We start from the raw sequence: 13042 nt of genomic DNA on the forward strand, positions 1-13042 counted from the left end.
GCTCCATTTAGAGCTAACGGACGTCCCACTCGCCGGCGTTCCAGGTCATGGCGGTGCGGGGCTGCGTGTCTCCCCTGATGCCGACGACGCCCTCCCGGAAGATCATAGCTTGGGGATTGAAGTAGAGCGGAAACACTGGCAGGTCCTCCGTCTGGATTCGTACCAGCGACCGGTAGAGCGCACGCTGATCGTTCGGTTCGATCGCCGACTGCAGCCCGTCGAGCAGCCGATCGAACTCCGGGTTCTGGTAGCAGCCATGGTTGGGACCGGTCCACCTGTTGGCGTCTCCAGGGCAGCTGGCCGAGTGCAGGCGCGTCGACAGGTGCTCGAACGTCAGCGGTCCAGCCGAGGCGCTAAACCCAGGAAAGATAGAGTTGAGACGGTTGTCCCGCGCCTCCGCGGCGGTGCGAACATGTTGGTCCACAGCGAAGCCAAGGTCGCGCCAGTTCGCGGCGATGATCGACAATTCCTGTTCCGACTGAGCGCCAGCGGACGTCTCGACCGGGATGGACACCTGCTTGCCGCTTGCGTCAACAATCGAACCGCTGGGCCCACGGACCCAGCCGACGGCACTGAGCGAGTCCACTGCTTTCCGCAGGTCAAACTCGTATTTGACGACGACATCCTTCACCCAGTCCCATTTCGCGTCCTCAGGGAAGAAGAACGTGTCCGACACCGGAAGCGTGCCGTCAAGCAGCGTATCCACGAGCGCCTGGCGGTCGATTGCGGAGAGGAGTGCGCGCCGAACGCGCACATCTAGAATCTCTGGCGGGTTGGCGAGCTGCCGGCGTAATTGCGGCTCGAATACGCGCCAATGGGTTGGCTGAATGATCGCGAGCGGCTTTCGGCCAGCCTGTTCCCATTGGCTCTTCACTGAGCTAACGTCGCTGAAATCGAGCGCACGCGGGATTGCTCCATCTATAGACCCAGCAAGCAAATTTGCGACGGTCGTTTGTGGATCCGGGATGAACTGGAAAACGAGAGCGTCAATTTTGGGTCGGCCGGCATAGAACTGGTCGTAGGCTCGTAGGGTGAGATGGCTCCCAGCCTCCCAGTCTTGAAGCCGATAGGGCCCGACGCCGACAAACTGCCTGGTCCAGTACGGGAGATCCGCGAAATGCTCTTTGTTCTCCGTGTATTGCTGCTCCAGGAGGTGCCGCGGCATCGGGCCAATCTGATCGTCGACGAGGGCGTTTGCGAACGGGTACGTGGTATCCCACTCGATGACCAGCGTGCGGTCGTCAGGGACGTCTATGCCGGTGATCCGCCGAGCGATGTTCCGGTTCCGCATGGGGACGTCAGGATCCTTCGTAACTTGCCAACCGAAGACGAAATCGGCACTCGTGAGAGGAGTTCCGTCATGCCAAGTCACACCCGGCCGGAGACGGTACGTCGTGGTCATGGTCCCATCACTCCGGACGACCCAGCTCCCATCGTCCCGGGACGGAAGGGACTCAGCGAGCATGGGGTGGAGGCCGCCGCGGTCGTCGTAGTTCGCGAGCGATTGATGGACGGCGAGCTTCAGATTACCGGCGATCGTACCCGCGCCCCCAGACATACTGCCCACGAACGGATCCAGGGGCTCACCCTCCAATGCGAGGACGAGGGTCTTGGCGCGTTCCCCCTGCGGGCTGGGGACGGACTGCGCTGGGGCGGAACTGCTGGGGCCTCTCGAACCAGCGACGCCCGCGTTGCTCATGCAAGCGGATGCCACCAAAGGAAGCAACAAGAGGACCGACAAAAGTCGCCAGGATGCCAAGTCCGGCCACCCCCATGAGATCCGGTCCATTATCGTCGCGTGCCGACTTCAGTCAAGCACCGCGAACTGCAGGGTGGACAGGTTTAAGGTTTCTCATTGTTGTCGGTGCGGCGTCGCCCCTCATCACCCGGCCCACTTCGAATGGAAATCGCGTCCGGCATTCACCAGCTCCGCGCGATCGCCTGCCAGGTGTTCGCCCTCCTAGAGGACGATGGCGTCACACTGATCGATACGGGCGCGCCAGGGAGCGGGTGGCTCATTCTTCGCCAGCTCCGCCAATCGGGCAGGTCGCCCTCCGACATCAAGCGCATCGTCTTGACGCACTACCACATCGATCACCGCGGGACGGCTGCAGAGTTGCGTCGAGCATCCGGGGCCGACGTGTTGATCCATACGAGTGAGGCGACCTACCTGCGCGGCGAAATGGCGTATCCCAATCCGATCCAGACCCAGCCCCTCGCCATGCTCACGACCCCACTCTTTTCCCTCATGCGAGGCAGACCGGTTCCAGCCATCGAATTGCACGACGGCGAGGTCCTTCCGGTGATGGGCGGGCTCCGGGTGATTCACGCTACCGGGCACACGCGGGGCAGCATCACGCTCTCCCTCCCCGGGCAGGGGCTGTTGTTCGCAGGCGACGTCATGGGCTTTCATCGACAAGAATTGCAGGAGCCGGATGCACGGGTTACGGAGAATCCCACCCACGCCCGGGCATCGCTGGAGCGGCTTGCCGCCCTGGACATCGAAACCATCTGCTTCAGCCATTTCCCTCCGCTCCGGGAGCATGCCCGGACCCGCCTTGAGCTGCTGGTCGCCACGTGGTCGCCAGAGTTTGGTGAGCGCACCTGGCGTTGATGCGCCACGGGTCTCTCCGATGTGCTTTGATCTCGGCGGATTGGTTCGGCACTGCCCGCCGGGCACTACCTAGAGCTGCAACGATGGGCTATCTTGGACCCGCTCGCCGGCGGGGTCGCGCGGGACTTCGAGAACCGTGGTTCTTCGGACAGGAGCGGGGGATGGAGAGCAAGACGCCGGGCCAGCTGTTAGCCGTGGCAAGGGATCCCAGGACCACGCATGAATCCGGACCTCCTGGGACCCTGGGACACTTCCTCTCCGACGAAGCCACTCGATATGGGGCCAACCCCGCTCTGGCCATCAAGCTCGGGTTCCGAACCCAGACCATCAGCTATGCGGAGCTCGACCGGCTCGCCCTTCGTGTGGGGCGAATGCTGCAGGAGCGGGGCGTGCGCGAGGGCGACCGGGTCGTTCTCTGGGGGCCGAACATGCCCGCCTGGGTCGCGGCCTTCTTTGGCTGTCACAAGACGGGTGCCGTGGCAGTGCCGTTGGATGTCCGAAGCAGTCCCGACTTCGTGGCATCCGTCGTTCGGCAGACCGACGCTCGCTTCGCGTTCCTCTCCCGTGCAACCAAACGGATCGGCGGGGATCAACTCCCGCTGCATGTCGAGCTCGAGGAGCTGGACAGCGCGCTGACCGAAGATGATCGACTCCTGGACCCCGTGGAGCCTTCACCGGATGACCTGGCAGAGGTCATGTTCACCTCCGGCACGACGGGCGATCCCAAGGGCGTCATGCTGACCCATCGCAACGTGCTCGCCAACGTCGAGGGGGTGGGCCAGGTGATCGACATCCGCCCCGATTTCCGCCTCCTCTCGCTTCTCCCCTTGAGCCACATGCTGGAACAGACGGTCGGCCTTCTGGCACCCCTCTCCGGCGGGTGTCGCATCACCTACCCTGTGAGTCGCCAACCGGCCATGCTCTTCCGTGCGATTGCCGAGAACCAGGTCACCATGCTGGTGCTTGTCCCCCAGGCACTCCAGCTCTTTCTCAACGCAATCGAGCGGGAAGTCAAACGCCAGGGGCGAGAAGCGGCCTTCGAGCGTCTCTTCGTCCGCGCCCGGCACCTCCCCATGCACCTGCGACGGAAGCTGTTCCGCAGGGTGCACAGGCGGTTTGGAGGAAACCTAGAGATCGTCATCAGCGGCGGGGCCCATCTGGATCCGGACCTGGCCCGGCGGTGGGAGCTGATGGGCGTCACGGTGCTCCAGGGCTATGGAGCCACGGAAGCCTCGCCCATCATCTCCTGCGACCGGCCCGCTGAGCGCCGGGCCGGCGCTGTGGGGCGGCCGTTCCCGGCCGTGGACCTCCGGATCAACGACGATGGCGAGATTCTCGCCAAAGGACCGAACATCTTCCGCGGCTACTGGAACAATCCGGCAGCGACCCAGGCGGTCCTGCGCGATGGCTGGTATTTCACCGGCGATCTGGGGCGCATCGACGCCGACGGCTTTCTCTACCTGAGCGGACGCAAGAAGGACCTGATTGTCCTCGCCAACGGCCAGAACGTGTACCCGGAAGACATCGAGCAGTGCCTCATTCGAGAGCCGGCGGTCACGGACGCCGTCGTGATCGGCCTCGAAGGCCCGGGCGGCGGGGTACAGGTGCACGCGGCGCTCCTGTTGACTGACCCGAGCCTGGCAGCTGCAGCGGTGCGCGCGGCCAACGCGCAGCTTGCCGCCCACCAGCAGATCCAGGGCTTCACGGTGTGGCCGGATGTGGATTTCCCCCGGACCCACACGCTGAAAGTCAAGAAAACAGAGGTCGCCACGCGGCTCCGCGAGCTGCAATCGGCGCACGAGGGCAGCCCAGCGTCAGCGCTGCTAACACACGGGTCCCAGGATCCCATGTCGACTGATCCACTGAGGCGCCTGATTGGCGAGGTGAGTGGCGTCGCCACGTCGCGGATTCAGCCGGGAAATGTCCTCGGTGCGGATCTGGGTCTGGATTCCCTGATGCGAGTCGAGCTCCTCTCCGCCATCGAGGAGGAGCTCGGCGTCTTCGTGGATGAGGCGGTCGTGACCCCGGAGACGTCGGTGGCCGACCTGGCGCGATATGTGGCCGAGGCCGAGCCTCGGGCAGAGGCGCAGGGGATTGTGACCTGGCCGCTCACGCCAGCCGCCGGTATCGCTCGGGAGCTGTTCCTGCAAGGCTTGGTCTTCCCCCTCTACCATGTGTTCTGGCGCGTCCGGGTGGAGGGGCGGGAGCGGATCCAGCACCTGCCTGGGCCAGTCATGGTTGCGGCCAATCATCATTTCGCGGCCGGCACCTTTGGGATGGACCCGGCCGCGGCCTGGATGGCGCTCCCGCGTCATCTTCGACGGCGCACCTGCACGGCGGGCGAAGAGCACGCGGTGTTCGATCCGAAAATCGGTGGCGCCATTGCGCGCCTGTGCAACGCCTTCCCGCTCTCGAAGCAGGGCAATGTGCGAGGCAGCCTCGAGTACATTGGGCGGCTCCTGGATCTGGGCTGGTCGGTGCTGATCTTCCCGGAGGGGAACCTCTTCGATGGCGGTCCAATGCGGCCCTTCATGGGCGGCACCGGGCTCATGGCGGTCGAATGCCGAGTGCCGGTGGTACCCATGTGGATCGAGGTCAAGCGACGTAGCGTGCTCCAGACGGGCCACGACGCATGGCGCGGTGCCTTCACGGTGCGCATCGGTGAGCCGCTAATGTTCGCCCCGGGCACACCGTATGGGGAGGCCACCGCCGAAATCGAAGCGGCTGTGCGCGCCCTATCGATGGACGGGTATTGATGAAGGTGACGCCGTGCGGTTCCGATGCCCAGCGACCACGGCGTTGATCTCGCCGCCCACCAGAAGGATGGTGCTCACCGCGTACATCCAGACGAGCAGCACGATAGCGACGCCCACGGTCCCGTACGTCAGATCGAACTGGGTGAAGTGCACCAGGTAGAAGGTGAAACCATTGGTGACCACTATCCACGCAGCCATAGCAAATGCGGCGCCCGGCACGCACCGCCAGAGTGGCAGGCGCACGTTCGGCAAGATGACGTACAGCGCCAGGAGCACTACGAACAGGCCTCCGGCGAGCCCCGGTCCGTGGAGAATCGACCAGGTGGTGAGAAAACGTTCGTCAAGCGATAGGCGGCCTGGCATGCGCTGTCCAACCCACTCGCCGGCCGTGTAGACGCTCAGCCCAAGGAGCATCACGGTGGCGACCACGGCGGTGATCGCGATCGACAGGATCTGTCCGAGCCAGAACGGGCGGTCGGCTTCCACCCGGTGCGCGCGATTCAACCCCTTGACCAGCGTCGCGACGCCGACGCTGGAGCCGAAGAGGGAAAAGACGGCACCAAGGGTCAAGAGCTTCGGGGAGTGGATGTAGACCCCGCTATAGAGCCATTCCCGGACGACCTGCTGCACGGCTGGGGGCGCAAGAAGCTCGACGTTCTGCATAACGAGGGCGAACAAGTTGTCTCGTCCGACCATGGCGCCGATCACCCCGACCAGAGCAGCCATAAAGATGAAGAACGGGAACAACGCGAAGAGGAATTGGTACGCCATCTCGGCCGCGAGCCCGGGAATGTCGTCGGCGCAGCTGGCGCGCGCTACCTGGATTGCAAAGTCCACGGGTGGCAGGTCAGCGGCGAGCGCAAGAGCAGGCCGAAGCCCCCGCACGAGCCGACGTCGGAGCGCCACTGGCGGAGGCATTCGGCGTCCCACCCCCGGGATGAGTCGGCGCGTTCTGTGCTGGCCAGCAGTCTGACTCCCGACCAACCGCTCACGACCGCCGACGGGAGGGCGAGGGACGTCGGAGTCCGCGGCATTCACGAGACGAGCATCCATTCCAGTTCGATGTGGAAACTGGGCAGCTCCTCGCGCTGGAGGAGAAGCGAGCGGTAGTGCTCATCTGGCAGTTCCGCCCCGGGGAAGGCCAGGTCCTGGGATGGATAGTACCTTGCAACCCTGAGCTTGACGTAGTGGCCCTCCGCCGGGACCCATGAGGGTCGGCTTGGAGACGAACGGGGTAGATTTGCCCTTCCTGCCCCAACCGGTGCTCAGCCCAAATGCGGCGCTGAAAATGGAGGTCCTGGAGACTCCACCAAAGGTCTCGGCTGCCGAGCCCTCTCCGGAGATCCCACTGCGCAGCGGGCGAGTCGACGTCGCCAGCGAGGGTGGTCTGCTCGGTCATCTCGTCGTAGGTCAGATGAGCGGGCCACTCGACATGGGCGTTCTCAAACGCTTCGATGAAGCCAAGATCCTGGGAGGTACGTAGGTCGTACGCATTTAGCATTCGCCCGCGGTGGAACTCCTCGTTCCATCGACTGTGCTCATCACCATGGATGACTCTTGTCGTCGCGATAACCTTGCGAGAGTACATCATCTGGCGAGGTGAGCAATGGGGTGTGCAACGCCGTTGCGGCGCGTGCGTTTCCTGCGGCGCGAAGGGCCCCGCCGAAGGGGCGGGCCAGTACGGCATATTCCGGTCGTTCCATGCGTACCCGTGTCTGAAGCACATCAACGTGCAGCTGAAGGAGCCTCCCCCGGTCCGTCGACGACGAGCCGCTGCACCGCGGCGAGAAGATCGGTCATGTCAAACGGCTTCGCCAGATAACCATCCGCCCCGATCTCCTGGGCCCAGCGCTGCGCGTTCGACGCGCCGGTGATGACGAGGAGCGGGATCCGCATGCCGCGATCTTTGAGGGCCTGGGCGAAGCCGGACCCATCAAGGACGGGCATGCGGGAGTCCAGAATCACGAGCGACGGGCGCTCCCGCTCGACAGCGTCGAGCGCCTCCGCTCCATTGCGCGCGGTCATGACCGGATACCCCAGGATCTCCAGCATCCCGGACACGAGCTGAACCAGGTCGGGGTCGTCGTCCACGACCAAAACGCAACTCTCGCTCACCGCATTTCTCTCATCCGGCGCTCTCACCCACCGTCTTCCTCACACGCCACGCTCTGGTTCGGCTGGCCTCTGGCCACGCCCCGTGATGCTGGGATCGGCACAACCGCGCGTCGGCGGATACGCCGATATCCAGCCAGTGTACCGCCGTGGCCAAGGATCCGCTAGGTTGCCACCAGCGGGCAGGACAGACCGCGCAGGCGGGTTGATTCTGCACGCGACACCCGCTATTCTGTGACAGGCTCACTGTCACCGGTGCGTGGCGTGGAGTTTGTCTCGGTCGTGCGCCGTTGACCCATCTCGTCGAGGAGGTATGAACGTGTCCTATCGCGCAGGCATACCTATCACGCGAGCGGTGCGAATCGCCCTTGGGCTGGCCGCCATGATGGCGTTCGCACTCATCGGCGTGGCAAAGGCGGAGAGCACCGAGGTCGACGTCCCCACCAGCCCAGATGCACGAATCACGGTGAATGATTCCACCGCAACGCAGTCCGAGCCAGCCGTCGTCGCGGTGGTGCAGCCACAGGTCCAACCCGCAATCCAGGCGACGCCTACGCCGGCGACGAGCTCTAGCCTCGCGGCGACACCGGGACCCAGTAGCGCCGCGGCGGCCGCGCCCGCCGCAACCCCCACCGCCACCGCGACCGTCACGATCGCCGACTTCTCATTCACACCCTCCAACCTGAACATCACCGTGGGCGACACGGTCGTGTGGACAAACAACGGGCCCTCGACCCACTCGGCAACGAGCGTCATGGGCCTCTGGGACACCGGTGGGCTGGATAAGGGCCAGTCGTCCTACTACACCTTCAACCAGCCCGGCCGCTACGCCTACTACTGCACGTTCCACCCGCGAATGCGGGGCACCATCACCGTCTCGCCACCGGGCGCGCAGGGGATGGGCACCTATGGTCAAGCCTTTGATTACGGCTACAGCATGGGCTACGGTCCGGCCTACGGCTACGGCGGCTACGGCATGGGCTACGGCGGCTACGGCGGCTACGGCGGCTACGGCATGTCGTACTACTACAGCCCGCTGAACGGCTACTACTACGCGGCCCCGTACGCCGGCTACCCGTACAACTACGGCTATGGGCTCTACAACTCGTACTACCCGTATTCGTACTACCCGTATTCGTACTACTCATACTCCTACTACCCGTACTCCCTCTACGGCTACGGCTATAGCAGCTATCCCGGCTACTACGGCTACGGCGTCTTTCCGTACTCGTACTACGGATACGCTCTCTCTGGCTACGGCGCCTATCTGTATCCGTACTCCGGATACGGCTACTACGTGTACCCGTACCAGTCGTATGCCGCGTACCTCAACCCCTACTCCTACGGTGGCTACTACGGCGGGTACTACGGCTACCCCTACTACTTCGGCTACGGGTACCCGTTCGTCTACTAGAAGATCCTAGCGGGCCGCGAGCCCGCATCCACGCACCGAGGGGCGCTCCGGACCATGCGGAGCGCCCCTCTCTTCACCTGGACTTTGTTACACTATCGCCTTAACTAAGTTGCGAACCTTTTACAGACTTGATATACTCCGCCGTCGATTCGAAAACCTGACTCGCGCGCGCGGACGCGCCGAGCCCGGCCCACGGGCTCGCGCAACGTCCCTGTCCCGTCCAACCCCTCGCTCCTCGAATCTGGGCTGCCTGTGGGCGCGAGCGGAGCGGGCCATGCGCCAACCATCTCCCGGAGTATGTCCGTGTTGCACCGCGTCCTTCTCTTCGCGCTCGCCTATTTCGGCATCCTCGGCGTTCGGTTGTTCGGGCCGCGTGGCCGACGCCAACCACCGCAGCCCCGCCCAACTGCCCCGCACACGCCCGCCACGGCAGAGCCCGCGATCGCGCTCGCGACGTTACGCCCGATCGCGCCGGCGCGGGCCCCGAGGCGCAGTGGCGCGTGGCAACGCGGCGTGGCCCACGGCGCAGTCCTCCTGGGCGTGCTTGCCGTCTCACCGTCGCTCACCGCCGGAAGGGCCCATCCTCCGGCTGATCCCGCGCCAACGGAAGTCAGCGCCATCAGGGTCGGCCTTGCCTCCGAGCCCCTCGAGGCTTCGTCCGCCAACGCGCAGTTGCCGGTTCCGGCACGCCCCACCGACGAGCAGCCCGCCGCCGATGCATCGGGCGATGAAGACCGGCCGGACGCACCAGACACCTCAGACCGCGGCGAACAGCATGCGGAGTCGCGGCCTCCCAACGACTCGGTGGACGCGACGGCACTCACCTCCGCCGACCTGGACGCGGATGGCCTTGGTCCAGACGGTGCTCCGGACAGCACAGATGACGCACCAATTCCGGCCGCCGAAGGCGCCGATGGCGACGCCGCCAGCGTCGATCCGCCCACCTTCTACACCGTTGCGCCGGGCGACACCGTGAATCGAATCGCCGCGGCCTACGGCGTGAGCGCGGATGTGATCGCCTCCCTGAACGCGTTGGTGCGCCCGGACCACATCGAGATCGGCCAGCGCTTGCTGCTGCGCGAGCCACCGGGCGTAGACGGCCGGATACCCGCGGATTCGCACGAGGCGTTCATCTTCAGCCTCGTTCGCGGCGCCCGCGAGTCGCAGCGCCTCACGGGCGTGCCGGCCTCCGTGACCCTCGCCCAGGCCATCCTCGAGACGTACTGGGGCACGAGTTTCCTGGCTCGGGACGCAAATAACTACTTCGGCATCAAGGCCTACGAGAAGCCGGGAACCGCCGGCGTCGTCTGGATCGACGCCTGGGAGGTCGATGCGAATGGGAGAGACGTGAACTATCCCGCGCCCTTCCGCCGCTATGCCGACCCGGCCGACTCTCTCGTGGATCACGGTCGATTCTTCCTCGAGAACTCACGCTACGCGTATGCGCTCCAAGCGACGAGCGATCCGAAAGAGTTCGCCCGTCGCATCAACGCCGCCGGATATGCCACGGATCCGAACTACGCCACGAAGCTGATTGCGTACATGGACCGCTACAATCTGTATCAGTGGGACGTGCCCTTCTAGCAGAATGCTGACAAACCGTTCGCCCCGAGCCCGCCGAAGGGGGTGGCGCGCTTCGACGCTCCTGCCCCGAGCGAAGCCGAACGGCTCGGCACGATCGGTATACATCCGCTCATCAGCACCCTGCTCGGTCTCGGCCCACGCGCCAGCTCAGCGGTTCGGAGCGCGTGCATGCCGTCGGCGCACCAGGCGACGCTCGAGGTCTTCCCCAATCCGCATCCCAGTCGCGCGTACGAAATCGAGCACGTATGCCCCGAGTTCACGTCCGTCTGCCCGATCACGGGCCAGCCGGATTTCGCGACCATCCGGATCGTTTATGTCCCGGATCGAACGTGCGTCGAGCTGAAATCGCTCAAGCTCTATCTCTGGGCGTTCCGCAACGAGGGGCACTTCTATGAGGATGTGACCAATCTGATACTTGACGACTTGGTCGCCGTCCTCGATCCTCTACGCATCGATGTCACCGCCGAGTTCAACGTGCGCGGCGGCATCCATTCCGTCATCCGGGCGTCGCACCAGAAGCCGATCTAGAGGACTCGCCCATCGGTCCGCGGTCGTCGCCCGCGCAATGACGCAACGGAGGCTGCGTATAAGCCTACCTCGCGGGATATTGACATAATTCGGCGTATAACGTCGGTAAGTGCCGTTGTTTTGTCATCAGCGGGCTATACCTATTGACTTTGCTACGGTCGTAGCGACTATACTAGACCGTCCAAAACTACGTGCGGAGGTGCGAGTTGGAACGAGTAAGTCGTAGGCGTCTGTTGGCCGCCGGGGGCGGCGCAGTCCTGGCAGGGGCCGTCGTCGGCCAGACCGTTGCGAACGCCCAGGCAGACAGGCCGGAGCGAAGCCCGTGGGGCCTCACCTTTGATGTCGTATTGGAGGCCGCCCCGGCGGCGGCCGCGCCTGCGGCCGGTGCCCCCGCCGCCGCCGCGCCAGCGGCTGAGATGGCCATGCAGGCGGGCGCCTTCTACATGAGCGGCGCCGTCTACGAGGCCGGCTCTCTCGGCGCAGATGGCACGCCTGGGGCCAACTCGAAGCGGGTCGGCACGCTTCGGGTCTGGGGCTGGAACTTCGACCCGTCCCGGCCCGGTGCGACGGGATCCGTTGCCAACGCGTCCCTCGAGCTGACCCGACGCGGCCAGTTCGTCTTGGGCGGCGGCGTAGTGGCGGACCACGTCGGAATCCTGGCCGGCACCGGCGAGTTCCGGGGCGCCAATGGCCAGGCCGCGCTGTATATGATCTCGGCGAACGCCGCGCGCGTCGTCCTCGACTACTCATCCCCTTACGCGGGGACCTGAGGTTTCCGACCGCCGCGCGCCATCGGCACGCTCGGCCGTGAATCGAGAGGGGTTTCTCTCACCCGCGCTCGTAGTGACCGCGAGGAGGCCCTCACACCAAGAGTGAGGGCCTCCTCGTATTTCGTGGACCCCCTTACGCTTCGGATTTCCGCGATGGTCGCGATGCGAGGTACCGCTCCAACTCCGCGAGCAGCTCGACCAGAAGCGGATGCTGGACCGATTCACGGGCGCTGAGCAAGAAGTTTTCGACGTCGGCTGGATGGCCCGCGTCTCGATACTCGATGGCTTGCAGCAGCGCTTCCAGCTTGTCGATCTCCGCAGCGAAGCGCGCCTCCGGCGTGCGACGCTCTGAATACTCGGCCCAGAGGTCCAGAAGCTCGTCCCCGAGCGACCCGGGGAGACTGGCGCAGATCCTGGCAAGCCCATCTGCCTCCAGCGCATGCTTTCGCATTTTCGCTTCGGCTCGCTCCTCCGGCGACAAGAGGTCGCGCCACCGTGCGACGGCGTCCTCTACCCTGACGCCAGTCTCCACGATCCCCACATAGGGCGTGGCGTCCCCCGCTTCCGCCTCCGGCAGATCGTGGACCAGCACGATCTTGACGAGCCGGGCCGTATCGAGCCCGGCCGCCTGGCCCAGCGCCCATGCCATCATCGCGCTCCGGTACGTGTGATCGGCGACCGATTCCGGATCGGGAATCCGGCGGTCCACCCACCCCTGGCGTGGGATGGTCTTGAGCACGCCGACGGCTCGCAGAAATTCCAGCATACGGAGATTGTCGACCGAAAATGCGGCCCGGCGCTACACGGGCATCACGGAGTGCTTCTTCGCCGGCTGCGATTCGGATTTGTCTGCAAAGGCTTCCAGGGCGCGGATGAGTCGTTGGCGGGTCTCGCCGGGGCGAATCACAGCGTGGGCGAACTGCTTGGCCAGAGCATCGAAGGGCCCGGAGAAGCGCTGGGTGAATTCGGCGATCTTCTCGCGGCGCATGGCGCCGGGGTCCGCGGCAGCTTCGATCTCCCGTCGATACAGCACGTCCACGGCGCCCTCGGCCCCCATCACCGCGAGCTCCACGCCCGGCCACACAAAGACCTGGTCCGCGCCCATCTCGCGCGTGCACATCGCCTGCTTCGCGCCCCCGTATCCCTTTCGAAAGTACACCGTGATCTTTGGAACGGTCGCCTCCGAGTAGGCGAAGAGCATCTTCGCGCCGTGGCGGATGATGCCGTTTCGCTCCTGGGCCACGCCGGGCATGAAGCCGGGCAC

12 protein-coding genes are annotated in these 13042 nt (G+C 65.0%); 7 read left to right on the top strand and 5 right to left on the bottom strand.

Translation table 11 applies throughout. The features are described from left to right. Positions 1-13: 13 nt before the first annotated feature. A complete protein-coding gene (locus VFC51_20185) occupies positions 14-1558 on the bottom strand; it encodes a peptide ABC transporter substrate-binding protein (protein ID HZT09350.1) in 1545 nt (514 codons plus the stop codon). Positions 1559-1900: 342 nt separating this feature from the next. Here VFC51_20185 and VFC51_20190 point away from each other — a divergent pair, with 342 nt between their 5' ends. Together VFC51_20190 and VFC51_20195 are read left to right on the top strand one after the other, a co-directional pair. Next, positions 1901-2614: an MBL fold metallo-hydrolase gene (locus tag VFC51_20190; protein ID HZT09351.1), complete on the top strand. Its 714-nt coding sequence runs from the start codon at positions 1901-1903 to the stop codon at positions 2612-2614. A gap of 161 nt (positions 2615-2775) precedes the next feature. Next, a complete protein-coding gene (locus tag VFC51_20195; GenBank protein HZT09352.1) occupies positions 2776-5370 on the top strand; it encodes an AMP-binding protein in 2595 nt (864 codons plus the stop codon). On the opposite strand, the gene VFC51_20200 is transcribed toward VFC51_20195, so the two are convergent. Further along, positions 5350-6288 carry a YihY/virulence factor BrkB family protein gene (locus VFC51_20200; protein ID HZT09353.1) on the bottom strand — a complete coding sequence of 313 codons (939 nt, stop codon included), beginning with the start codon at positions 6286-6288 and terminating at the stop codon, positions 5350-5352. The genes VFC51_20195 and VFC51_20200 overlap by 21 nt on opposite strands. Positions 6289-6589: 301 nt before the next feature. Between VFC51_20200 and VFC51_20205 the strand changes: the two genes are divergently transcribed. Next, positions 6590-6853: a hypothetical protein gene (locus VFC51_20205; protein ID HZT09354.1), complete on the top strand. Its 264-nt coding sequence runs from the start codon at positions 6590-6592 to the stop codon at positions 6851-6853. Between the two features lie 242 nt (positions 6854-7095). Here VFC51_20205 and VFC51_20210 read toward each other — a convergent pair whose 3' ends face one another. After that, entirely contained in the window at positions 7096-7485 is a 390-nt protein-coding gene (locus VFC51_20210) for a response regulator (protein ID HZT09355.1), read from the bottom strand. 316 nt (positions 7486-7801) lie between these two features. Between VFC51_20210 and VFC51_20215 the strand changes: the two genes are divergently transcribed. The 4 genes from VFC51_20215 (at position 7802) to VFC51_20230 (ending at position 11778) form a co-directional block, all read left to right on the top strand. Continuing rightward, positions 7802-8896, top strand: coding sequence for a cupredoxin family copper-binding protein (locus tag VFC51_20215; GenBank protein HZT09356.1), 1095 nt, complete (start codon positions 7802-7804; stop codon positions 8894-8896). Positions 8897-9199: 303 nt separating this feature from the next. Then, the gene (locus VFC51_20220; GenBank protein HZT09357.1) at positions 9200-10480 is read left to right on the top strand and encodes a glucosaminidase domain-containing protein; all 1281 of its coding nucleotides are present in this window, start codon (positions 9200-9202) and stop codon (positions 10478-10480) included. Positions 10481-10648: 168 nt separating this feature from the next. Further along, positions 10649-11008: a preQ(1) synthase gene (gene queF, locus VFC51_20225; protein HZT09358.1), complete on the top strand. Its 360-nt coding sequence runs from the start codon at positions 10649-10651 to the stop codon at positions 11006-11008. Positions 11009-11214: 206 nt separating this feature from the next. Then, positions 11215-11778, top strand: coding sequence for a hypothetical protein (locus tag VFC51_20230; GenBank protein HZT09359.1), 564 nt, complete (start codon positions 11215-11217; stop codon positions 11776-11778). A 133-nt stretch (positions 11779-11911) separates the two neighbouring features. On the opposite strand, the gene VFC51_20235 is transcribed toward VFC51_20230, so the two are convergent. Then, the gene (locus VFC51_20235) at positions 11912-12544 is read right to left on the bottom strand and encodes an HD domain-containing protein (protein ID HZT09360.1); all 633 of its coding nucleotides are present in this window, start codon (positions 12542-12544) and stop codon (positions 11912-11914) included. Positions 12545-12577: 33 nt separating this feature from the next. After that, positions 12578-13042, bottom strand: a 465-nt coding sequence (locus VFC51_20240; protein HZT09361.1) for a carboxyl transferase domain-containing protein, incomplete at its 5' end; no start/stop codon positions are given.

Source organism: Chloroflexota bacterium (assembly GCA_035652535.1).
GTDB lineage: Bacteria > Chloroflexota > UBA6077 > UBA6077 > SHYK01 > DASRDP01.